Annotated in this window: 17 protein-coding genes; 9 read left to right on the top strand and 8 right to left on the bottom strand. The window is 73.9% G+C overall.

What is annotated here, in order from left to right:
* Positions 1 to 78 precede the first annotated feature (78 nt).
* Positions 79 to 1,335, bottom strand: a complete 1,257-nt coding sequence (locus tag ACF089_RS27690; protein ID WP_392031991.1) for an NAD(P)/FAD-dependent oxidoreductase — start codon at positions 1,333 to 1,335, stop codon at positions 79 to 81.
* Between the two features lie 268 nt (positions 1,336 to 1,603).
* Here ACF089_RS27690 and ACF089_RS27685 point away from each other — a divergent pair, with 268 nt between their 5' ends.
* Complete coding sequence (locus ACF089_RS27685; RefSeq protein ID WP_392031989.1) at positions 1,604 to 1,843, top strand: chaplin; 240 nt, start codon at positions 1,604 to 1,606, stop codon at positions 1,841 to 1,843.
* A 349-nt stretch (positions 1,844 to 2,192) separates the two neighbouring features.
* Positions 2,193 to 3,167, top strand: a complete 975-nt coding sequence (locus ACF089_RS27680; RefSeq protein ID WP_392031986.1) for a hypothetical protein — start codon at positions 2,193 to 2,195, stop codon at positions 3,165 to 3,167.
* Between the two features lie 199 nt (positions 3,168 to 3,366).
* Here ACF089_RS27680 and ACF089_RS27675 read toward each other — a convergent pair whose 3' ends face one another.
* The 3 genes from ACF089_RS27675 to ACF089_RS27665 all read right to left on the bottom strand — a co-directional run bounded on the left by ACF089_RS27675 (position 3,367) and on the right by ACF089_RS27665 (position 6,935).
* Positions 3,367 to 4,623 carry a sugar ABC transporter permease gene (locus ACF089_RS27675; protein ID WP_392031983.1) on the bottom strand — a complete coding sequence of 419 codons (1,257 nt, stop codon included), beginning with the start codon at positions 4,621 to 4,623 and terminating at the stop codon, positions 3,367 to 3,369.
* Complete coding sequence (locus tag ACF089_RS27670) at positions 4,620 to 5,612, bottom strand: ATP-binding cassette domain-containing protein (RefSeq protein ID WP_392031980.1); 993 nt, start codon at positions 5,610 to 5,612, stop codon at positions 4,620 to 4,622. The genes ACF089_RS27675 and ACF089_RS27670 overlap by 4 nt, the downstream gene beginning before the upstream one ends.
* 279 nt (positions 5,613 to 5,891) lie before the next feature.
* Positions 5,892 to 6,935 carry a substrate-binding domain-containing protein gene (locus ACF089_RS27665; RefSeq protein WP_392032437.1) on the bottom strand — a complete coding sequence of 348 codons (1,044 nt, stop codon included), beginning with the start codon at positions 6,933 to 6,935 and terminating at the stop codon, positions 5,892 to 5,894.
* A 429-nt stretch (positions 6,936 to 7,364) separates the two neighbouring features.
* Between ACF089_RS27665 and ACF089_RS27660 the strand changes: the two genes are divergently transcribed.
* Positions 7,365 to 8,141 carry a DeoR/GlpR family DNA-binding transcription regulator gene (locus ACF089_RS27660; protein ID WP_392031976.1) on the top strand — a complete coding sequence of 259 codons (777 nt, stop codon included), beginning with the start codon at positions 7,365 to 7,367 and terminating at the stop codon, positions 8,139 to 8,141.
* Positions 8,142 to 8,175: 34 nt separating this feature from the next.
* Here the strand turns inward: ACF089_RS27660 and ACF089_RS27655 are convergent, their stop codons facing one another.
* On the bottom strand, positions 8,176 to 10,404 hold the full coding sequence (locus ACF089_RS27655; RefSeq protein ID WP_392031973.1) for a helix-turn-helix domain-containing protein: 2,229 nt from the start codon (positions 10,402 to 10,404) through the stop codon (positions 8,176 to 8,178).
* 393 nt (positions 10,405 to 10,797) lie between these two features.
* On the opposite strand from ACF089_RS27655, the gene dnaK reads away from it, so the two are divergent.
* From dnaK to ACF089_RS27625, 6 genes are read left to right on the top strand one after another with little or no spacing between them, the layout of a single operon-like run.
* Positions 10,798 to 12,711, top strand: coding sequence for a molecular chaperone DnaK (gene dnaK / locus ACF089_RS27650; RefSeq protein WP_392031970.1), 1,914 nt, complete (start codon positions 10,798 to 10,800; stop codon positions 12,709 to 12,711).
* A 9-nt stretch (positions 12,712 to 12,720) separates the two neighbouring features.
* The gene (locus ACF089_RS27645; RefSeq protein WP_392031967.1) at positions 12,721 to 13,284 is read left to right on the top strand and encodes a nucleotide exchange factor GrpE; all 564 of its coding nucleotides are present in this window, start codon (positions 12,721 to 12,723) and stop codon (positions 13,282 to 13,284) included.
* 7 nt (positions 13,285 to 13,291) lie between these two features.
* A complete protein-coding gene (locus tag ACF089_RS27640; RefSeq protein ID WP_392031964.1) occupies positions 13,292 to 14,314 on the top strand; it encodes a DnaJ C-terminal domain-containing protein in 1,023 nt (340 codons plus the stop codon).
* Positions 14,311 to 14,691: a chaperone modulator CbpM gene (locus ACF089_RS27635; protein WP_392031961.1), complete on the top strand. Its 381-nt coding sequence runs from the start codon at positions 14,311 to 14,313 to the stop codon at positions 14,689 to 14,691. Before ACF089_RS27640 ends, ACF089_RS27635 begins: the two co-directional genes overlap by 4 nt.
* The gene (clpB, locus tag ACF089_RS27630) at positions 14,682 to 17,309 is read left to right on the top strand and encodes an ATP-dependent chaperone ClpB (protein ID WP_392031958.1); all 2,628 of its coding nucleotides are present in this window, start codon (positions 14,682 to 14,684) and stop codon (positions 17,307 to 17,309) included. Before ACF089_RS27635 ends, clpB begins: the two co-directional genes overlap by 10 nt.
* Positions 17,306 to 17,569, top strand: a complete 264-nt coding sequence (locus ACF089_RS27625) for a UBP-type zinc finger domain-containing protein (protein ID WP_392031955.1) — start codon at positions 17,306 to 17,308, stop codon at positions 17,567 to 17,569. Before clpB ends, ACF089_RS27625 begins: the two co-directional genes overlap by 4 nt.
* A 96-nt stretch (positions 17,570 to 17,665) precedes the next feature.
* On the opposite strand, the gene ACF089_RS27620 is transcribed toward ACF089_RS27625, so the two are convergent.
* The 3 genes from ACF089_RS27620 to ACF089_RS27610 all read right to left on the bottom strand — a co-directional run bounded on the left by ACF089_RS27620 (position 17,666) and on the right by ACF089_RS27610 (position 22,986).
* A complete protein-coding gene (locus ACF089_RS27620; RefSeq protein WP_392031953.1) occupies positions 17,666 to 21,031 on the bottom strand; it encodes a S8 family serine peptidase in 3,366 nt (1,121 codons plus the stop codon).
* Positions 21,032 to 21,718: 687 nt separating this feature from the next.
* Positions 21,719 to 22,558: an alpha/beta fold hydrolase gene (locus tag ACF089_RS27615; RefSeq protein WP_392031950.1), complete on the bottom strand. Its 840-nt coding sequence runs from the start codon at positions 22,556 to 22,558 to the stop codon at positions 21,719 to 21,721.
* On the bottom strand, positions 22,555 to 22,986 hold the full coding sequence (locus ACF089_RS27610; RefSeq protein WP_392031947.1) for a helix-turn-helix domain-containing protein: 432 nt from the start codon (positions 22,984 to 22,986) through the stop codon (positions 22,555 to 22,557). The genes ACF089_RS27615 and ACF089_RS27610 overlap by 4 nt, the downstream gene beginning before the upstream one ends.
* Positions 22,987 to 23,031 lie beyond the last annotated feature (45 nt).

Genomic DNA, 23,031 nt, shown 5'->3' with positions numbered 1-23,031 from the left:
GGTCGGCGCTCCCGTCCGCCCGGGCAGTCCCGTCAGTCCCATCAGTCCCGTCCGCCCGGTCAGTCCCGTCGGCGCGGGTCACCAGTCGACTCCGAGCGCGGCGGCCGCGGCGACGCCGGAGCGGCAGCCGTCCTCGTGGAATCCCCAGCCGTGCCAGGCCCCGGCGTAGGCGGTGACGGCGGTGTTGAGCAGGGGCAGCCGGCGCTGCGCGGCGACGGAGGCCGGGGTGTGGACGGGGTGTTCGTACACCATGCGGGCGAGCACCCGCCCGTCGTCGATCTCGTCGCCCGCGTTGAGGGTGACGAGATGGTCGGCGACGCCGGTCAGACGCTGGAGCCGGTTCATGTCGTAGCTGACCCGGACGGCGTCGGCCGTGGTGTCGCAGGAGGGCATGCGGTAGTTCCAGGAGGCCCTCGCCCTCGGGGAGCGGGGCAGGACGCGGGCGTCGGAGTGCAGCACGGTGGGGTTGCGCGAGAGGACGAAGGCCCCCAGCGTCCGGCGCTCCTCCTGGGTGGGGTCCTTGAGGAGGGCGAGGGCCTGGTCGGGGTGGGTCGCGAGGACCACGGCGTCGTAGGTCTCCGCCGCGCCGTCCGCCGTGGTGACGACCGCGCCGCCCGGGAAGCGCCTGACGGCGGCCACCGGCACTCCGGTGCGCGTCGCGAAATGTTCGGCGACCCGGGCGACGTACGCGGCGGAGCCGCCGGTGACGGTCTTCCACCGGGGGGAGCCGGTGATCGAGAGCAGTCCGTGGTGGCGGAGGAAGCGGAAGAGGTACGCGGCCGGGTACTCCATGGCGGTCCGCGCCGGGCAGGACCAGACGGCGGAGACCAGCGGGGCGGCGAAGTGGGAGACGAAGTACGGGGAGAAGCCGCCCCGGGCGAGGAACGCGCCGAGGGTGAGATGCTCCGGTCCGCCGGCGGCCAGGAGACGGCGCGCGCCCCGGTGGAAGACCGGGACTTCGGCGAGCAGCCGCAGATATCTGCCCCGCAGGGCCGCGCGTCCGGTGAAGAGGGCGGCGGGGCCGCGCGCCCCCGCGTACTCCAGTCCGCAGCCGTCGCACCGCACCGACATGCTCATCTCGGAGTCCTGGGTGGCGACGCCGAGTTCGCGGAAGAGCCGCAGCAGGGTCGGGTAGGTCCGCTCGTTGTGGACGATGAAGCCGGAGTCGACCCGGACGGCGCCGCCGTCGCGGGCGGGCAGTTCGTGGGTGTGGGCATGGCCCCCGAGCCGGTCGTCGGCCTCGTACAGCACCACGTCGCACTGGTTCCGCAGCACGTACGCGGCGGTCAGCCCCGCCACTCCGCCGCCGACCACGGCCACTCTCCGCCGATCCACAGACCCTCACTCCGTACGGCTCGCTGCGCCGCCGCGCGGCGGCGCTCTCAGTCGTACTTCGCGGCCGCGAGGAGTCCGGATGGGTGGAAAGTGTGAAGAAGGACGTGAGGGGCGGGGGTGGCCAGGGTTACGCCGTTCGACGGAATCCGTCCCGGCGCGCCAAGCCGCGCGCCCCGGCGGGCCGAATCAGCGCCGAGAGCGGCTCAGGTCCGGGGCGGAGCGACGGTGTTCCGCCCCCGCGGCTCTCGCCCAGCAGAGGAGATGTGTCATGTCACGTGTTCTGAGAAGTGCGGTGCTGGCTCTGGCGGCGGGCGCGGCCGTGGCCGGCGGAGCGTCGGCGGCGTGGGCCGACGCCGGGGCGCAGGGGGCGGCCGTCCACTCCCCCGGTGTGCTGTCCGGGAATCTGATCCAGGCGCCCGTTCATGTCCCGGTCAACGCCTGCGGCGACTCCGTCAGTGTGATCGGACTGCTCAACCCGTCGTTCGGCAACACCTGCGTCAACGCCTGACACCGGGCCGCCGGACCGACCCGCGCGCGACGGCGGGACGGGACGGGACGGCGGGACGCGGGAAGCGGCCGAGCGGGGGGAGGGCGGCGCGGGGACGCCGTCCTCCCCCGTGCGCCGGAGGTCCGGCGGACGGTCGTGTACGGATGAACGGACGTCCGCGGGTGCGCCGCGCGGCGGGCGAAAGGGGCGGAAGGGCATCAGTCCGACGGATCGTCAACTCGGCCTGCAAGGAGGCGAGTTGTCGGCGAGCTTCCGTGAACGGCTCCGCGGACCGCCTCTGGCCTGGGCGTTCGTCAGGGGCGGGGGACCGCGTTCCGGTTGTGTTGGATCTTCCGTTAGCGTCCCCCGCATGATGAGTCGAAGACTGGCCGCAGCAGCGGTCGCCCTCGTGAGCCTCGCCGGAACCGCCGTCTCCGTCGCACACGCCGCACCGTCCTCCGCCGGGGAGTGGCAGCGGGTCGGCACCGGAATGACCGGCGGCGTCAGCGGGCTCGCGGTGATCGAGAACGGCGCGGGTCCGGACGAGCCCGTGGATCTCGTGATGGTGCGGGACAGCAAGAAGACGGGCGAGAACCGGATCGCCACCGTGCGGTACCGGGACGGCGACACGCCGGTGGTGCGGGAGCTGCCCTGGCGGGGCATGGAGGAGCCGAGGGATCTGGAGGCGGTCGACGCGGTGCCCGGCCAGCCGGGCGACTTCGTCGCTCTGTCCAGCGACGGCACGGCGTACCACTTCACGCTCGACCCGGACGCGGCGATGGCCTGGGGCAGTTCGCCCGTCCCCGGCCGCGCGGCCGGGGACAACTACGAGAGCTTCGCGCTGACCCGGCAGCACGGCCGGACCGTCGCCGTCTGGGCGACCCGGGGATCGAGCGACGCCAAGCCCGCGCAGGTGCGCGCGGCGGTGTACGACCCGAACAGCGGGGTGTTCGGCCCGGCGACCGGTCCGGTGGCCTTCAGCGTGCCGGACCCGCTGCCCGTCGACGGGCAGGAGGTGCGGCACGCGAGCGACATCAAGGTGCACGCGGACGGGACGGTGCTGCTGACCGCGGCGTCGGACCCGAACGTCAACTCCGGCCCGTTCGCCTCGGCCGTCTACCGCGCCGGAAGGGTGACCACCGACGCGTCCGGGAGGCTCCGGGTGAGCCTGAAGGCGAAGCACCAGCTCACCTCGCTGGCGTCCTTCAGCAAGGAGGTCGACAACCGCAAGATCGAGGCCGTCGCCTGCCGCGCGGGGACCGACACGGGCGTCGTGGGCACGGACGACGAGGACCAGGGCGGCTCCCTGCTGTCGCTCGACATCTGTCCGAAGTCGCGTCGCTGACCCCGAAGCCGCGTCGCTGACGCGGTCCGGCGCCTCCCCGGGGGCGGGGAGGCGCCGGAGCACGGGCCGCCGGTACGAGACCGGGGGCCGCGCTCTCGGGCCCGGTCGGAGCCTCGGGCCCGGTCGAGCCCCTCGGACGCGGGCGCGCTCTCGGGCCCCTGCTGCCTGGGGCCCCTCGTGGCCTCGGGCCGCCGTAGCCTCAGGCCCGCCCGTGGGCGACCCGCGACCGCCGTGCCACGGAGTCCAGGGCGACGGCGAGCAGCAGCACCGCGCCGGTCACCATGAAGCGGTAGGCGGAGTCGAGGTTGAGCAGCGTGAGTCCGCTGGAGATCGACTGGATCACCAGGACGCCGAGCAGGGCGGCGAACGCGCTCCCCCGGCCGCCGAAGAGACTCGTACCGCCGATGACGGCCGCCGCGATGGCGTTGAGATTGACGTCGCCGCCGCCGCTGCTCTGATTGGCGGCGGCGAGCCGGGAGGCGGCCAGGACCCCGCCGGCGGCCGCGAGGGTGGTGCACAGCACGAAGGCGGCGGTGAGCACCGCCCGGACGTCGATGCCCGCGCGCCGGGCCGCCTCCGCGTTGCCGCCGACCGCGTACATCGCCTTGCCGAAGCGGGTCCGGGTCAGGGCGTAGTGGAGCGCGAGCACCAGGGCGAGGAAGAGGACGAACATCCAGCCCACGCCCCGGTCGCGGTTGAGGTACCAGACCGCGACGCCGAGGCCGGCGAGAAGGGCCAGGCTCCGCGCCGCCAGCAGCCTCCGCGAGGCCGCGGGCAGCGAGGCCCGCCGCCGTTCCCTCGCCCGGGAGCGGCCCGTCGCGTAGAGCGCGAGGGCGCTCAGCGCGACCAGGGCGTACGCCAGCCACGGCGGCACGAAGGCGAGCTGGGCGAAGGTCACCAGGCCGGATTCGAAGGGCAGGTTGATCGAGCCCTTCGTGCCGAGGATCCACAGCTGGAGTCCGAGGAAGCCGAGCAGCCCGGCGAGGGTGACGACGAAGCTGGGCACCCCCAGCCGATGGTGGACCTGTGCGTAGAACCAGCCGATCAGCGCGGCGAGCACCAGGGCGGCGAGGACGGCGGCCCAGGACGGCAGCCCCCGGTCGACGAAGAGGACGGCGAGGACGGCGGCGCCGAGTCCGCTGATCGAGCCGACGGACAGATCGATCTGTCCGACGAGGAGCACACAGACGACTCCGAGGGCGATGACGCCGACGGGAACGCTCTCCAGGGCCAGATTGGTGAGGTTGGCGCTCGACAGGAAGATCGGGTTGAGGATCTGCATGACGGTCCAGATCACGATCAGCCCGGCGAGCACGGGCACGATCCCGAGATCCCCGCCGCGCAGCCGGTCCACGGCGGCGGAGAGCAGGTCCCGGGGGCCGGCGGCGGCCGCGTGCTCGCGGGGCGGCCCGTCCGGTGCGGGGCCCTGGGTCGGTGTGGCGGCCGGTCGCGTCATGATCGGGGCCTCCTGTTCACATCGGCCGACGGACCGGGCCCGGCACGCCCCTCGGCCCCGCCCGGCGGCCCGGCGGCGTCGACGGGGGCGTCGGACCCGGGGGCCTCGGACCCGGGGGCCTCGGACCCGGGGGCCTCGGCGGGATCCGGGGGCGCGGCGGGGTCCACGGGTACGGCGCCGGCCGGGCGCGGGCGCGGGTCACGGTCGGCGCGGCGGCTGACGACGTTGTCCTCGGCGCCGGTGATCGCCGCCACCAGGTCGGAGGCGGTGGCCTCGGCCGCGTCGAACACCCCGTTGTTGCGGCCGAGCCGCAGCACGACGACGGTGTCCGCGACGGCCTTCACCTCGGCCATGCTGTGGCTGACCATGATGACGCCGAGCCCCCGCTCCCTCAGCCGCTCGATCAGATTGAGCACCTCGGCGGTCTGCGCCACGCCCAGGGCGGCCGTGGGCTCGTCGAGGATGATCACCTTGGGGCGGCCGAGCAGCGAGCGCGCGATGGCGACCGTCTGCCGCTGGCCGCCGGAGAGGGCGGCCACCGGCGCCCGTACGGACGGGATCCGCGCCGACAACTCCTTGAGCAGGGCGCGCGCGTTGACCTCCATGGCCACGTCGTCGAGCCGGAGCGCGCGCAGTTCACGGCCGAGGTAGAGGTTCTCGACCACGTTCAGGTTCTCGCACAGGGCCAGGTCCTGGAAGACGGTGGCGATCCCGAGCTGCTGGGCGGCTGCCGGGGTGGGCACGGTCACGGTCCGGGAGGCGAAGCCGATGGTTCCCGCGTCCGGCGGATGGACGCCGGAGAGGATTTTGACCAGGGTCGACTTTCCCGCGCCGTTGTCCCCGACGAGGGCGACGACCTGGCCGGCCGCGACGTCGAGGGCGACATCGGTGAGCGCGGCGACCGCGCCGAAGGACTTGCTGATGCCGCGCAGGGAGAGCAGCGGCGCGCCCTGCCCCGGCGGGGACGGCGGAGGGGACGGAGAGGACATGGCGCACCTTCGGGGCAGGGGGCATGAGTCTCGTGCGGCGCTCGGCCGGGAGGGCTCCCGGCGTCCGGACCGAATCGAATCGGTTCGGGTCGGGTCGGGTCGGGTCGGGTCGGGCTGGACCGAATCGCGTCGAGTCGGGTCGGGTCGGGTCAGATCGGCGCGCCGGGCGGCTGGTGACCGGTCCCGGCCGGGTGTACGGGCGGATGGCGACCGGTCCCGCTCGGTGTACGGGTGATTCGCGGCCGGTCCCGGCCCGGCGTCGGGCGGGGTCGGGGACCGCTAGCCGAGGCCGAGTTCGGCGCAGGCGGCCGCGTACGTCCCGGTGCAGACGTCGGCGGCGGCGAGCGGCTTCCCGGAGCCCACCAGCACCTCGGCGATGTTCTCCCGGGTGACGACCGTGGGGGTGAACAGCTCCGACGGGGTGTCGAAGAGGGTGGCGTTCCCCTTCGGCTTCTCGCCCTGGACGAGGGCGTACGCCGCGTTCGCCGCGGAACGGGCGACGGTCTTGATGGGTTTGGAGATCGTGTTGTACTGATCGCCGTTCACGATTCGCTGCGCGGCGGCGACTTCGGCGTCGTTCCCGGTCACGGGCGGCACTTTCACCCCCGCCGCGCGGAACGCGGCGATCGCGCCGCCGCCGGTGCCGTCATTGGCCGCCACCACTCCGGCGATCCGGCCGGGGAATTTGCTGATCTGCCCGCTCACCCAGTCCTGTGCCTTGCTCGGCTCCCAGGCGGGGGTGTCGTACTCGGCGAGGAGATCGATTCCGCTGCCGTCGACGGACCGGTGAATCCCCTTTTTGATCAGACCGGCCGCCGCGTCGGTGGGCGAGCCGTTGACCTGGAGGATGCCGCCCTTGGCTCGGGTCTTCTTCAGACGGTCGACCAGCGACTGGCCGATCATCGCCCCGATCTTCTCGTTGTCGAAGGAGACGTAGAAATCGGCCCGGGCCTTGGGTATCGGCCGGTCGTAGGCGATGACGGGCACATCGCGGGACTGCGCGGTACGGACGGTGGTGGCCGCGGCGGCGGAGTCGACCGGGTCGAGCACGATCGCCCTGACACCCTGCGCGAGCGCCGAGTTGGCCTGTTGCTGCTGCTTGGCGGCGTCCCCGCCGGCGTTCTGGTAGAGAACGGCGCAGCCGCCGCACAGCTCTTTGATCCGGGCCTTGAACAGCGGAGCGTCGTACAGCTCATAGCGGGTCGAGGCGAGATCGGGCATGAGGAAAGCGATCTTCGCGGAGCTGTTTCCCGAGCCCTTGTCCGAACCGCCGGTGGAAGTGGAACAGGCCGCGCTGGATAAGAGAACCGCCGTGACGGACATCGCTGCGGCAAGCGTTCTGAGCGAGGAGTGCTTCACAGGTTTCTCCTTGGAATTCCGCTTGCGGCACGGGGGAGGCGAGAGAGAGACACCGCCACCGTCGCAACGCCCGGGTACCGTCCAGTAGACCTGTTGCCCTGTAGACCTTCGTCCTGATTCCGCGCGATACACTTAACATCGTTTTCGTTAATACTGTCAATGCGTCTGTCCGAATGAATGATGGATGCATCGCGCAGCATTGCGCGGGGCCCGGCGAGGACGCCTCCGCCGGGGCGGCGCCGGGCCTTCAAACCTCCGGGGTGCGAAGTGTGATTGTTTGTTAAATTCAACAGCGCGAACGTGAAGCGGTGTTGTTCCCGCGTCCCGGGCGCGCCCGCTGTGCCCGTTCCGCCCACTCCGCCGTCCACCCCCGATGCGCGAGACAGAGGCACCATGAAGAGAACTTCCGGCGACGCGCGCCGACGGCGTATCGCCGAGCATGTCGTCGAGCACGGCACCGCCACCGGGGCGGATCTGGCGGAGCTGACCGGCGTGAGCCTGATGACGGTCCACCGCGATCTGGACGACCTCGAACGCCGGGGCGTGCTCCGGCGCTTCCGCGGCGGCGCGTCCGCCCTGCCGTCCACGGTGTTCGAGTCGAGCCTCGACTACCGGCTCGGCGTCAACACCGCCGCGAAGAACGCCGTGGCGCGCGCCGCCGCGGCCCTGGTGGAGCCCGGGATGTCGGTGATGCTGGACGACTCCACCACCGTGCTGGCGATGGCCCGGCTCCTCACCTCCCTCGCGCCGCTCACGGTGGTCACCAACGCCCGCCGGGTGATCGACCTGTTCACGGACCGGGAGGGGATCCGGCTGATCGCGCTGGGCGGCGAGTACTCGCGTACCCACGACTCCTTCCTCGGCATACCGTGCGTCGAGGCGATCGAGGCGCTCTCCGTGGACCTGGTGGCGGTGTCGACCTCGGCCCTGGACTCCCGTACGGCCTATCACCAGGAGCAGGATGTGGTACTGGTGAAGCGGGCCATGCTGAAGTCGGCCGCGACGAGCGCGCTGCTGATGGACCACACCAAACTCGCGCGCACCGCGCTGCACCGGCTGGGGCCGGTCGACGGGCTGGACCGGCTGATCGTCGACGACGGGGCCGATCCCGAGCTGCTCGCCCGGCTCCGGGAGCGGACCCGGGTGACCGTGGCCCGTTCCGACGGCTGAATCCCCGGCGGGCGGGCTCCCCCGGGGCCCTCGGTCAGCGGGGGCGGTCCAGCACCCGGTGGATCCGGCTGGCGACATGGAGGTTGAGCCGGGTGTCGACATGGCCGAGGTCGTGGCCGGTGACCTCGCGGATGCGCTGGAGCCGGTAGCGGACGGTGCTGCGGTGGATGTGGAGGGCCTCGGCGGTGGCGTCGTAACTCCCGCCGCTCTCCAGGTAGGACGAGAGCGTGGCGGTGAAGTCGGTGCGGTGCCGGGCGTCGTACTCCAGCAGCGGGCCGAGCCACTCGCGGACGAAGCGGTCGGCCTCCCGCTCGTCGTCCCCCGCGCCCATCATGCGGACGAGGCCCAGCTCCTCGAAGCCCGTGCTGCCGTGGGGCTCATGGGATCCGCGCCGTACGGCGAGGGCGCGGACGGCCTCCTCGTAGGAGTGCGGCAGATCGGCGAAGCCCTCGCAGGGGCCGCCGACGCCGACGGCCCCCGCCGCCGTGCCGAGCAGTTCGGAGACCGCCTCGTACAGTCCGCCGGCCGCCGTCGTGTCGCGGCCCGCGAGCAGGACGACCGTGCTGGTGTCGCGGGAGCCGGCGAGGACGTCCAGCCGCAGCCGGGCGGCCGCCCGCTCCACCGCGTCGCCGACGGCCGCCGCGCCGATCGCGCCGGTCCAGCGCAGGACCGCGACCCGGTGCGGCCGGTGCAGATCGTGGCCGAGTCCGGCCGCCCGGACGAACACGTCGTCGGCCGCCGTGCCGGAGATCAGGCTCTCGACCAGATCGTGGCGCAGCCGCGGCTCCAGCTCGGCGAGTCTGCGCTCGTGGGCGAGGAGGGGGGCGAGGACGAGCGCGGTCTGTTCGAGGGCCGCCAGCTCCGGATCCCCGGCACGGCGCTCCGGGTCCTCCAGCGCGAGGAGGCCGAGCGGGTCGCCGGCCATGGCGACGGGGACGGTCAGCCGCTCCCGCTCGCGGACCGCGCCGGGCGGTCCGGGCCGGTCGCGGGGACCGGAGCCGTCGGGGCGGGGGCCGGGCCGGGCACGGAGTCCGGAGCCGTCGGGGCGGGGTCCGGGCCGGGCACGGGGTCCGGCGCCGGCCGGGCGGGGGCGGGACCGGTCACCGGGGCCGGGAGCGTCGCGGCCGGGGCCGTCGGGGTCGCTGGGGCCGCCGGAGCCGTTCGGGTCACCGGGGCCGCCGGGGTCACTGGGGCTGTCGGGGCCGCCGGAGCCGTTCGGGTCGCCGAGGCCGTCGGGGTCGTCCGGGCCGGCCCGGAGGCGGAGATTCCCGAAGCGGTCCTCGGTGCGGGCCGGGAGACCGGTGTGCTCGTGCAGGATCCGCAGGATCCCCGCCTCGCCCTCGCCGGAGGCCGCCGCGCGGGCGAGCGCCTCGTGCAGGGCTCCTCGGGCGGCGAGCCGGAGGACGGCTGCCCCGAGGCCGGGGTCGGCCGGCTCGCCGTCGGCCCCCGGAGGGCCCTCGGCCCGGCCGCCGAGCGCCGCGAGGGCCGCCGCGGTCTCCCGGGCGACCAGATCGGCGTCGGCGCTCTCCCGCGCCGAGGGGGCGGCCAGGACCCGGACCACGAGATAGCCGAGACATCGGTCCCGGTGACGCAGCGCGACGGCCCGCAGCACCAGCTCACCGTCCCCGCAGGAAGTCCCGGACGTACCGGAAGTCCTGGACGTACCGGCTGTACCGGATGCGCCCGGCCCGTCGAGCGCGAGATGTCCGCCGTGGCCGTCCAGCGCGCCGATCAGCCGGTCGAGACGGCCGGCGACAGCGCCGCGCAGGGCCGTGGCCGCCCCGGACGGGTCCTCCGGCGTCTCCGGGCCGGGCGGCGGACGGCGGCGGACCCGCCCCCGGTCCACCGTGTAGGCCGCCACGGCCGCGAACGGCCCGGTCGCGGCGATCGCCGCCAGGGCGGCCCACAGCATCCCGTGCTCGTCCCGGTGGTCCAGCACGCCCGCGACGAGCCGGGGCAGGTCGTACGGGGTTACGGCATCCGGGGGTACGGGACACCCGGGCGCGGGACCGTCCGGGGGTACGGGACACCCGGGCGCGGGACCGTCCGGGGGTACGGGACGCTTGACGCCGCCCGCCGGTGCGGCGGGCACGGGCACGGGCTCGGACTCGGGCTCGGGCTCGGCGTCCCTGGCGGCCACCGCGGGCGGCCGGGGCGCGGCGTCGCCGCGTACGGCGGTCCGGGCGGCTTCGTCCGGCCGGGCGGCGTCGTCCGGCGGCGCGGGGCCCGCGGGCCCGGCGGTCCGAATAGGGGCGGCGTCCATCGGGCTCCGTTCGAGGCTCGACGTCTGGCTTCGCGGCCGGCTCCGCCCACCCACGCTACGCCGCCCGGCGCGAGCCCTCATCAGCGAGCGCCGCCGCCCGGCCGGCCCGGCGAGCACCCCGCCCGGGCCTGAGGCACCCACCGCCACGCCCGGGCCCGAGGCACCCACAGCCACGCCCGGCCGCGGCGAGCGCCCCCGCCGGCCGGCGGCCCCCTGACCTCGCGGACCGTCCGGCCGCCGCGGATTGGTCCTGCCAGGGCGAAGAACCGGCGAGGGCGGCGCGCGACCCTGGGCCGCGAGTGCGACCGCGACGCCGGACGGCGTCCGGGCACGGCTGCCCGGACGCCGTCGCGGCGGCGCTGTCGTGTCCTCGACACGGCAGAGGAGATTCCCATGGCGAAGGCAGTCGGTATCGACCTCGGTACCACCAACTCGGTCATCGCGGTCTGGGAGGGCGGTGAGCCGGCCGTCGTCCCGAACGCCGAGGGAGCCAGGACCACCCCCTCGGTGGTCGCCTTCACCGAGAACGGCGAGCGGCTGGTCGGTCAGCTCGCCCGGCGTCAGTCGATCCTCAACCCCAAGGGCACCGTCACCTCCGCCAAGCGGTTCGTCGGCCGTCGCTACGACGAGGTGTCCGAGGAGGCCAGGGCGGTCTCGTTCGACGTCGTGGAGGGGCCCGGCGGAGTGGCCCGCTTCGACGTCGGCGGCAAGCAGTACGCGCCGGAGGAGATCAGCGCGCAGGTGCTGCGCAAACTCGCCGACGACGCCGGGAGGTCGATCGGCGAGCGGGTGACCGAGGCCGTCATCACCGTGCCCGCCTACTTCAACGACGCGCAGCGGCAGGCGACCAAGGACGCCGGGAAGATCGCGGGCCTTGAGGTGCTGCGCATCATCAACGAGCCGACCGCGGCGGCGCTCGCCTACGGACTGGACAAGAAGGGGCACGAGACCGTCCTCGTCTTCGACCTCGGCGGCGGCACCTTCGACGTCAGCATCCTGGACGTCGGCGACGGGGTGGTGGAGGTCCGCTCCACGGCCGGCGACTCCCATCTCGGCGGCGACGACTTCGACCGGCGGCTCGTGGACCATATGGCGGACGCGTTCCAGCAGGCCGAGGGGATCGATCTGCGCAAGGACCCGCAGGCCCTCCAGCGGCTGTTCGAGGCGGCCGAGAAGGCGAAGACGGAGCTGAGTTCGGTCACCCAGACCCAGGTGAGCCTGCCGTTCGTCACCGCGGACGCCGCCGGGCCCAAGCATCTGACCGAGACGATCCGGCGCTCCACGTTCGAGCAGATCACCGCCGATCTGGTGGAGCGCTGTCTGGGGCCGGTCAAGCAGGCGATGAGCGACGCGAAGGTCACCGAGAACGACATCGACGAGGTCATCCTGGTCGGCGGCTCGACCAGGATCCCGGCCGTGCAGGCGCTGGTGCGCCGGCTCACGGGCGGCAAGGACCCCAATATGAGCGTCAATCCGGACGAGGTGGTGGCGCTGGGCGCGGCCGTGCAGGCCGGGGTGCTCAAGGGCGAGGTCAAGGACGTACTGCTGCTGGACGTCACCCCGCTCTCGCTGGGCGTGGAGACCGCGGGCGGGGTGATGACCAGGATCCTGGAGCGGAACACCACCATTCCCGCGCGGCGCTCGGAGATCTTCTCCACGGCCGAGGACGACCAGCCCGCCGTGGACGTCGTCGTCCTCCAGGGCGAGCGGGAGCTGGCCGCCGACAACAGGGTGCTGGGCCGCTTCCGGCTGGAGAACCTCCCGCCCGCGCCGCGCGGCGAGACCCGGATCGAGGTCACCTTCGACATCGACGCCAACGGCATCCTCAAGGTCGGCGCGAAGGACAAGGAGACGGCCGCCGAACAGTCGATCACCATCAGCGAGGGGTCCAATCTCGACCCGGCGGAGGTCGAGCGGATGATCGACGAGGCCGAGCGCAACCGCGGCTCCGACCAGGCGCTGCGCGAGGCGGTCGACGCCCGCAACGAGCTGGACGCCGCCGCCTACCAGGTGGAGCGACGGCTCGGCGAGCTGGGCGAAGCGGCTCCCCAGCACGAGCGCGCCCGCGCCGGACTCCTGGTGGATCAGGCGCGTACCGCCGTGAAGGAGGAAGCGCCGGCGGACCGTTCCCGCTCGCTCACCTCCGAGCTTCAGCAGATGTACGCCGCGCTGAGCGCCCGGTCCGCCGAGGGCGCGGGCGGCCCGGCCCCCGGAAGCCCGGAGTCCGCCGGCGGACCGGGCGGACCCGGCTCCCCGGGGGACTCCGGGGACGACGACGTCATCGACGCCGAGTTCGACCGGAGCTGAGGTGAGGTCATGACCGAGGAGACCCCGGGGCGTCGCGCGGACGTCCCCGAGCCGGCCGACTCCCCGCCCGAGTCGCCCCCCGAACTCTGGCAGAACGGAAAGAATCCCCCGGAGGCCGCCGTGACCCGGCCCGACGCCGGAGAGCCGGACGCCGAGGAGCTGACGGACCGCTGGCGGCGCGCCCTCGCCGATCTCGACAACCTCCGCAAGCGCCACGCCCGCGACCGGCCCCGGGAGCTGGAGGCCGAACGCGCCCGGGTGGCCGCCGCCTGGCTCCCCGTCCTCGACCATCTCGAACTGGCCCTCGATCACGCCGACGCCGACCCCGGCGCGATCGTCAGCGGCGTCCGGGCCGTCCGCGACCAGGCCGTCGAGGTGCTGAGGGGCCTCGGCTATCCGCGCCACGACGAGACCGGCGTCCCCTTCGACCCCATGCTGCACGACGTGGTGTCCGTGGTCGACGACCCCGACGCCCCGCCGGGCTCCGTCGTCCAGGTGATGCGCCCCGGCTACGGCGACCCCGGCCGTCAGCTGCGCCCGGCGGCGGTGGCCGTCAGCCGGAAGGAGGAGTGAGGCCGCCGTGGCCCGCGACTACTACGAGGTGCTCGGCGTCCCCCGCACCGCCGACGCGGCCGAGATCCAGCAGGCCTTCCGCACCCTGGCGCGCCGCCACCACCCCGACATCAACCGCGATCCGGCGGCCGAGGAGCGCTTCAAGGAGATCAACGAGGCGTACGGAGTCCTCGCGGACCCGGACACCCGGGCCCGGTACGACCGGTTCGGCCCCGACTTCCGGCAGGTCCCGGAGGACTACGACGAACGGGTCGCCGCCGCCGGGGGGTTCGGCGGGGGCGGCTGGAGCGGCGGCGGGCCGTTCGGGGGTGCGGGAGGCGGCCGGCGGGAGGGCGGCTTCGGCGGCTCCGGGGTCGATTTCGAGGATCTCTTCGGCGATCTGTTCGGCGGCCGGGCGGGCCGGGGCGGCGGACCCGCGCCCGGCGCGGACCAGGAGGCCGAACTCACCCTCACCGTCGAGGAGGCCCATCGCGGCGGCCGGCGCAGGATCACCCTCGGCGGCCCCGGCGGGGAGCGCGGCTACGACGTGAACATCCCGGCCGGCGTGATCGACGGCCAGCGGATCCGGCTCGCCGGCGAGGGCGGCCGGGGGCGCGGCCCGGGCGCGGCCGGCGATCTCTATCTCGTGGTCCGGCTCGCCCCGCACCCCCGCTACCGGCTCACCGGCCGCGATGTCCACGTCGATCTGCCGGTCACCCCCTGGGAGGCGGCGCTCGGCGCGACCGTGCCGGTCACCGGCCCCGGCGGCGCCGCCAAGGTCCAGGTGCCCCCGGGCTCGTCCACCGGCCGCCGGCTGCGGCTGCGCGGCGAGGGGATGCCCCGTCCCCGGGGGAGCGCCGGCGATCTGTACGCCGAGATCCGGGTGATGGTCCCGCCCGAGGCGACCGCCCGGGAACGCGAACTCTTCGAGGAGCTGGCGGCCGTCTCGGCCTTCGATCCGAGAGCCCCGCGGGACAGCGCGGACGCGCGCGACTCCCGGAACCGCTCCCGGAACTCCCAGGACCCGCGGAACCGGAGGGAGCAGACATGAGAGCCGACGACCCCACCCCGGCGGCGGAGGGCGGCGGCGCCCCCCTCGCCCGCTATCCGCTGGTGCGGATCCACCGGAGCACCCCCTACCGGCTGACCCTGACCGGCGTCGCCCGGCGCAGCGGTCTGCCGCCCGACATGGTCCGCCGTCTCGTCGCCCTCGGGCTGGTGGACGCCGAGCGGGACGGGGCCGGCCGGCTGTGGTTCCGTACCACCGCGCCGTCGGCCCTGGCCCGGGTCCAGCGGCTGCGGTCCGGGCTGTCCCTGAACTACGCGGCCGTCGGGGTCGTGCTGGATCTGCTGGATCGCATCGACGCCCTGGAGAGCGCGCTGCGGCAGAGCGAGCGCGCCGCCGAGGAGGGAACGCCATGGACATGAACCGCCTCACCCAGAAGTCCCAGGAGGCGCTCCGGGAAGCCCAGAGCCTGGCGGTGCGACTGGGGCAGAGCGAGGTCGACGGGGAGCATCTGCTGCTCGCGCTGCTCGATCAGCGGGACGGGCTCACGGCCCGGCTGCTGACGGGCGCGGGGGCCGACGCGGACGCGCTGCGGGAGGCGGTGGAGGGCGATCTCGCCCGGCGTCCGCGCACCACGGGACCGGGCGCGGAGCCCGGGCGGCTGACGGTCACCCAGCGCCTCGCCCTGCTCCTCGACACGGCCGAGCGGGAGGCCCGGCGGCTCAAGGACGAGTACGTCTCGACCGAGCATCTGGTCCTGGCCCTGCTGGACGAGGGCCCGGCCGCCGCCGCGGGACTGCGCCTGGCCGAGCAGGGCGTCACCCGGGACGGCTTCCTCACCGCGCTCGCGGGGGTGCGCGGCCATCAGCGGGTCACCTCCGCCGATCCCGAGGCCGCCTACGAGGCCCTGGAGAAGTACGGCCGCGATCTGGTCGTGGAGGCCCGTACCGGCCGTCTCGATCCGGTGATCGGCCGGGACGCCGAGATCCGGCGGGTGATCCAGATCCTGAGCCGCAAGACGAAGAACAACCCGGTGCTGATCGGCGAACCCGGTGTGGGCAAGACCGCGATCGTGGAGGGGCTGGCCCAGCGGATCGTCCGCGGCGACGTCCCCGAGGGTCTGCGGGACAAGACGGTGTTCTCGCTCGACATGGGCTCTTTGGTGGCCGGGGCCAAGTACCGGGGCGAGTTCGAGGAACGTCTCAAGGCCGTGCTGGCCGAGGTCAAGGGCGCCGAGGGCGCGATCCTGCTCTTCGTGGACGAGCTGCACACCGTCGTCGGGGCGGGCGCCGCCGAAGGGGCCATGGACGCCGGGAACATGCTCAAGCCGATGCTGGCCCGCGGTGAGCTGCACATGATCGGCGCGACCACGCTGGACGAGTACCGCAAGCACATCGAGTCGGACGCCGCGCTGGAACGCCGCTTCCAGACCGTCCTGGTGGACGAGCCGACCGTCGAGGACGCGATCTCCATCCTGCGCGGCATCCGCGAACGGCTGGAGATCTTCCACGGGGTCAAGATCCAGGACGGCGCGCTGGTCGCCGCCGCCGCTCTCAGCCATCGCTACATCACCGACCGGTTCCTGCCCGACAAGGCCATCGACCTGGTGGACGAGGCCTGCGCCCGGCTGCGCACCGAGATCGACTCCATGCCTGCCGAGCTGGACGAACTCAGCCGCAGGGCGACCCGGCTGGAGATCGAGGAGGCGGCGCTGGCCGAGGAGACCGATCCGGCCAGCCGGTCCCGGCTGGAGGACCTCCGCCGCGAACTGGCCGATCTGCGCGGGGAGGTGGACGCCCAGCACGCCCAGTGGGAGGCCGAGCGCCAGGCCATCCGCCGCGTCCAGGAGCTGCGCCGGGAGCTGGAGCACGCCCGGCAGGAGGCCGAGGAGGCCGAGCGCTCCTACGACCTCAACCGGGCCGCCCAGCTCCGCTACGGCACCGTCGGCGAGCTGGAGCGCCGGCTCGCCGCCGAGGAGGAGCAGCTCGCCGTGCGGCAGGGCGAGACCCGGCTGCTGCGCGAGGTGGTCACGGCCGACGAGATCGCCGGGATCGTCGCCGCGTGGACCGGCATCCCCGTCACCCGGCTCCAGGAGGGCGAGCGGCAGAAGCTGCTCCGCCTCGACGAGATCCTCCGGGAGCGGGTCGTCGGCCAGGACGAGGCCGTACGGCTGGTCGCCGACGCGGTGATCCGGGCCCGTTCCGGGGTGCGCGACCCGCGGCGGCCGATCGGGTCGTTCATCTTCCTGGGCCCCACCGGCGTCGGCAAGACCGAGCTGGCCAAGACGCTGGCCGCCGCGCTGTTCGACAGCGAGAGCAATATCGTCCGGCTGGACATGAGCGAGTACCAGGAACGGCACACGGTCAGCCGGCTGGTGGGCGCTCCGCCCGGATACGTGGGGTACGAGGAGGGCGGCCAGCTCACCGAGGCGGTGCGGCGGAAACCGTACTCGGTCGTGCTCTTCGACGAGATCGAGAAGGCGCACGCCGATGTCTTCAACACCCTGCTCCAGGTGCTGGACGACGGCCGGATCACCGACGCCCAGGGGCGTACCGTCGACTTCCGCAACACGGTCGTCATCATGACCTCCAACCTCGGCTCGCAGTATCTGCTCCAGGACGCGGCCGAGGACGGCGAGATCAAACCCGAGGTGCGGGAGCTGGTGATGGGCGAGCTGAGCGGCCACTTCCGCCCCGAGTTCCTCAACCGGGTGGACGACATCGTGCTCTTCCGCCCGCTCGGTCTGGCCCAGATCGAACGCATCGTGGATCTGCTCCTCGACGAGCTGCGCGGCCGCCTGGCCGAGCAGCGCGTCGCGCTGGCCCTGACCGAGCCGGCCCGCCGGCTGATCGCGAGCGAGGGGTACGACCCGGTCTACGGGGCCCGCCCGCTGCGGCGTTTCATCTCGCACGAGGTCGAGACGCGGATCGGGCGCGCCCTGCTCAGCGGTGAGGCGCGGGAGGACGTGACCGTGGTGCTCGACGCTGAGGACGGCGAGCTGACCGTGACCTTCCGGGACACGACGGAGGAGAACCGATGACCGTGGAACGCGATCCGCATCTCGCCCTCGTCCGGCCCGTCGTGCCGCGGACCCCGGAGGGCTGCGAGGACTGTCTGCGCGAGGGATCCGTCTGGGTGCATCTGCGCCTCTGTCTGACCTGCGGCCGTGTCGGCTGCTGCGACTCCTCGCCGAAGCGCCACGCCCGCGCCCACGCGGCGTCCGCCGAGCACCCGGTCATCCGGTCCTTCGAACCGGGCGAGGACTGGCGCTGGTGCTTCGTCCACGAGGCCATGGTCTGATCCGGCCGCCGCGCCCGGGCCTCGCGGACGGACGGCCCGCCGTCCCCGTGCCAAGGGGGGCACGGGGACGGCGGACACGGATGCCGACGCGTGGTCTCAGCGGCCGAAGTAGGCGTCGTGGAGCGTCGTGGCGCTCCGGTTGCCCTGCTTGTCGGTGATCTCGGCCCGCAGGGAGAGCGCCCTGCCCCTGGCGGGGTTTCTGACGGACACCGCGCCCCGGGTCACCGGGAGCCGCTGCCAGACCTCGCCGCCGTCGTAGGAGACGTGGACGGTCAGCCGGCGGAGGGCGTCCCCCGCCGCCGCGCCCCGCACGGTCACCGGCACCCGTTGGGTTTGGCCCGCCGGCGCCGTGCCGTCGAGGCCGACGCGGGCCGAGAAGCGGGCGACGGAGACGGGCAGCGCGACCTTCTCGCCCGCGGCGGGCCGCCGGGAGCGGAAGGTCCAGCTCGCGTCGATCCGGCTGCCCGCCCGCGCCACGGCGGCCGGGCGTTCGACCGAGGTGGCGAGGGTGTACGAGGCGTCGTCGGGGCCGACCGTGAACGGCTCCTCTCCGCTGAGGGGATCGGTGTTCTCACCGATCTTCGTCCGGCCCCGGTGGAGTGTGGTCCTCGCCGACGAGAGTTGGGACCAGCCCTCGTGCCCCGTGCCGTCGGCGAACACCGACAGCCTGCCGGTGATCTCGTCGCCCTCCCGGAAGACTCCCTCGCTCCCGGTGATCGCCGGGCCGAAGACCGGGGTGTTGACCTCCCTCGTGTACGTCCCGCCGGCTTCGAACGTCTCGTTGCGCGGGGGGAAGTACGCCGTCTCGGGCTCGTCCCCGTCCGTGCCGTGCTGATAGGTGTGCAGGGTCCAGGTGGCCCCGTCGATCCCGGACGCGTACAGGGTCCGGACGCCGGGGGCCGGCTGCGACGTCCGGCCGTGCGTCACCGCCTGGACGCCGTGGGGCAGTTGGCCCACCGCCCCGACGACCATCCGCTTCCCGGGCGCGGAGGCGCCGTGGCGGAGCTTGACCGTGGCCAGCTCCGCCTGGGTGAAGCGCTTGGTGTACCCGGTCGCGAACCGGTCCACGGGCCCGCCGTGCAGCAGGCTGTACTGGACCTTCCCGCCCCGGGTCCACTGCGTGTCCCAGGACTGGGTGAGCGAGCCGTCGGTGAGGTCCGGACCGAGCTGCGCGGTGCGGAAGCCCTCGAACGAGGCGGCGGAGAAGACCGATCCCAGCCGTGTGACGCCCGGGGACCGCACCGTGCTGTACGCCGTGGCCCCGGACGGCGTGGCCCCGGGGCCCGGCGGGGTGATGTCGACGGGCCGGGTGGTGCGGGCGTCGAGGGTCACCGTCAGATCGCGGTCGAGCGACAGCTTGGGCCACGACAGCCAGTCGAAGCCCTTGGCGGAGTCCCGCGGGTCCGCCGAGCGGACGGACTGGAGGAAGAACACGCCCTTGGGCAGCCGGAGCACGGCCGTGCCGGACGCGTCGGCCGGGCCGAACGCGCTGTCCTTCGGGAAATCGAGATCGACGGTGCGCACCCAGGTCCTGAAGTCCCTGCCCGGCCGCCCGTCGCGGCCGATGTGCCGGACGGTGAGGTCGTACGACTCGCTCTCGCGCTCCACGGTCGCGGTGGCGCGCACGCTCCGGCCGTCGCCGGTCGCGACGACGGCCGCGGTGTAGGAGCCGTCGGCGTCGCCGCCGAGCCGGGTGTCGGCGGTCAGGTCCACCCTGGCGGTGGAGCCCGCCGGGACGGTGATCCGGCGCGCCCCGAGGGTGAAGAAGCCCTCCGGCGCGGGCTTCCGGTCCGGTCCGGTCGCGGTCACCGTCAGATCGAGGGTGACGTCGGCGGAGCCGGTGTTGCGGTAGACGACCGGCTCGGTGACGGGCCGGTCGTCGGTGTGGGGCCATCTCTGGACCCCGAGGTTCAGCGTCGGCCGCTCGGCGAACACCCGCTGTTCGACGGCCCGGTCGACCGCGACCCGGCCCGTCCCCTGCTCCTGCGGCGTCCGCCCGACGTCCTTCGCGGAGCCGGTTAGCGCGCTCCTCAGCTCGGCGGACTTCCAGGCCGGATGCTGCTGCTTGAGCAGCGCGGCGGCCCCCGCGACATGCGGCACGGCCGCGGCCGTGCCCGTGAACGACACATGGCCGGGCGGGCTCTGCCCCGCTCCCGGAGCGGCCGGCGCGGCGGTGGAGGCGGCGGCGGTGATGTCGACCCCGGGCGCGGTGAGGTCGGGTTTGACACCGGGGCCCGAGCCGGTGCCCGGGCCCTGCCCGGAGAAGTCGGCGAGCCGGTCCTCGCCGTCGACCGCGCCGACCGTGAGCGCGCCCTCCGCCCGGCCCGGCGAGGTGATCGAGCGCGCCCCGGGCCCCAGATCGCCCGCCGGTACGGCGAACAGCACTCCCCGCTCGGCGGCGACCCGGTTGACATGGGCCTCCAGCGGGCCGATCCCGGGCCGGGTGCGGCCGCTGAGGCCGAGATTGACGATGTCGGCGCCCTCGGCGACGGCCCAGTCGACAGCGGCGATGACCGCCGACTCGGTGCCGAAGCCGTCGTCGTCCAGCACCTTGCCGCTGAGCACCTCGGCCCCGGGGGCCATCCCCTTGTACACACCGCCGGAGCGCGCGCCGGTGCCGACGGCGACCGACGCCGTGTGCGTGCCCCGGCCGAAGCGGTCCCGGGTGTCCGGGGACGGGGAGAAGTTCTTCTCGGCGACCACCTGGCCCACGAGATCCGGGTGGGTTCCGTCGACCCCGGAGTCCAGTACGGCGATCCTCACCCCGGTCCCGTCGAGCCCCTTCGCCCAGGCCCGGGGCGCGCCGACCCGCTCCACGCCGGTGGCCGGGGCGGCCGTGTAGACCCCGTCCAGCCAGATCCGGCCGATGCCGGAGGCGGCGGTGCGGCCGCGTTCGCCGCCCGCGTCGCGGGTGAGCGTCTTCCAGAAGGCGGCCGTCTTCGGCGCGGGCACGGTGACGGCGTCCGCGTTCAGCGAGGCGAGGGCCCGGCCGGAGCCGGCGGCCCGGACGCCGTCGCGCGCCGCGCGGGCCCCGGGTCCCCGATAGTCCACGATCACCTTGACGCCCCGGCCGTAGGCCGCCCGGCTCGTCGCGCTGTTCAACTCGTCGATGTCGAAGAGCCGTTCGTCGAGCACGCCCTCGTCGATGAGCCGCTGCGCGTCCCAGGGCACGACGAGGGTGCGGCCCTGGCCCGTCCGGGTGTGCATCGGCACGTTCTCGCGGCCCTCGGCGGGTTCGACGCCGACGACCCGGCCCTTCGGGTCGACCGTCACCCGGTCACCGGTGACGAGGGTGATCGTGCGCGGTGGTAAGCCCCCGGCCCCGGGTCCCGTCGCCCCCGCCGCCGTCGCTGTTCCGGTACGCGCCTTCGCGGTCCGCTCCTCCCGGTCTCCCCCGGCCCGGGGCGGCCCGGTCATCCCCGCCGTCACCGCGACGGCCGCCGCCACGGCCAGCGTGGACACGTACACCCTTTTCCTGCGTCCGCTCACATCTCTCCCCGGAAATACGCGAATACACGGGGCGGATCGCCTTTCGCCCGCCCATCGCGCCGCAGTATTCACCCGGGCCGAAGGGGGCTCAAAGGTTCACGTGATATCCGAATCAAGGAGTACGCACCGAGGATCCTTCGCGGATTTCCCATGGGACTTCATGAGGAGGAACACGGAATCGTCCGTCCTGAGTTCTACGCCTCACGTACCGGTCCGCGGCATCCGGATTCCCGGCCTTCGCACCGGAGTTCGCCCGCGGCGGGAGCCGCCTTCCCGTGCGGTCGAGCCGCTCGTACACCCTCGGTGGACCGGGGCGGCGGGCTCGTACGCACGGCTTGACGCGGGAGCCGTGCGTACGGCGGGTCGATCCGGCGGCCGGTTCGCTCGGCGTCGGCGGCGGGTACGCGAGGGGCGGGCGACGCGGTGAACGGAATTCGGCTCCCGGCCGTCCGGGCGTATTCCGGTCCGAGGTCGCGGGCGTCGGCGTGTCGTATTCCCGCGCGCTTTCCGCCAAGCCGGAAAGGGAATTCCCGGACCGGACCGGCGACGCCCGCGATCCTTTTCTCGTCGCACGATCCACCGTTCCGGCGGAATACCGGACCGCCGGACCGCGGGCGAGAGGAGCGACGCCCGTCCGACAGCGGGCGTCCGCCCCGCGCGTCAGCCGCGGAGGAAGGCCAGGACGGAGTCGGTCTCGCCGAGGATCGCGTGCCCGGTCTCCGGCAGACGGCGCACGGTCGCGTGCGGGACGTTCTCCCGCACCCGGCGGGCGGTGCCCTCGGAGTCGAAGAGGGCGTCACGATCGCCCACCGTGACCTCCACGGGCATGGCGAGACGGCGCAGGTCGGCGTCGGGGAACAGCGGCAGTCGCTCCGTGCGCGGTCTGAAGTGCGTGAAGACCAGGACCACATGGTCCAGCGCGGTGCTGGTCGGCGAGTCGCTCAGCCCGGCGGTGACCGCCACCGAGCGGCGGATCCCCCGACGCCCGAACAGGCGCAGGAACAGCGCCTTGAACAGCCAGCCCATCCGCTGCCCGCCCAGTCCGCCGGGGCAGAGCAGCGCCAGCCGGGTCACCCGCTCCGGGCGGCGGGTGGCGTAGTCCAGCGCCATCCAGCCGCCGAGGGAGGATCCGACGACCGAGGCGCTCGGCACGCCGAGGCCCTCCAGGACGTCGTCCAGCCAGAGGGCGTAGGCGTCGGAGGCCAGGGGCGGGCGGGACGGCGCGCTCAGACCGGGCTCGCCGATGAGATCGACGGCGTGGACGCGGAAGTGCCGCGACCATACGGCGATGTCGTCCCACCACATCGTCGCGTTCGCCCCCGAGCCGTGCAGCAGCAGAAGAGGCGGCGCGTCCTCGGGCCCCGAGACGACGACGAACGTCTCGCCCTCGCGGGTCGGCACCCGTATCCGCTCGGCGGGGACCGGCCAGTCGTCCAGCGACCGCAGATAGCGCCGCCGGATCTCGCTCGCGCCGGCCTCCGACTTGTAGATCGCGCTCACGAGGTGAGCACCCCCTCCATGTAGTCGAACAGCCGGGCGGTGTCGCCCAGACCGCCCAGAACGACGACCTTCATCCGGGACCTCTCCCTGTCGTAGACCGTCTCGATGCGCAGGGGCCGTTCGCCCGCGCCCCGGCCAGCGGCCGCGGCCGTCAGGAGGGTGGCCACACGGTCGGCCGTCACGGGGCTGATCGCGTCGATCTCCACGATGCTCGACACCTCGGCGTACCGCTGCGGCCCGGCCTCGTCCACCGGGGGCGGGTTCACCGGGCGGCCCGTGAAGGCCTCCAGGTCCCGGTGCGCGATCCGGTACTGCTTGCCGATGCGGACGGCCGGGAGCCGCCCGTCCCGTACATAGGTCCGGATGGTGCGCACATGGAGCCCCAGGAGTTCGGCGACCTGCTCCACCGAGTAGAAGCTTTCATTCATGAAACTACCCTATCCGTCCTCTTGATGGAATCAGATAGGGAAGCT

Origin of the sequence: Streptomyces sp. NPDC014894, from assembly GCF_043080985.1 — a bacterium.
GTDB lineage: Bacteria > Actinomycetota > Actinomycetes > Streptomycetales > Streptomycetaceae > Streptomyces.
This window is presented reverse-complemented; position numbering and strand designations above follow the sequence as displayed.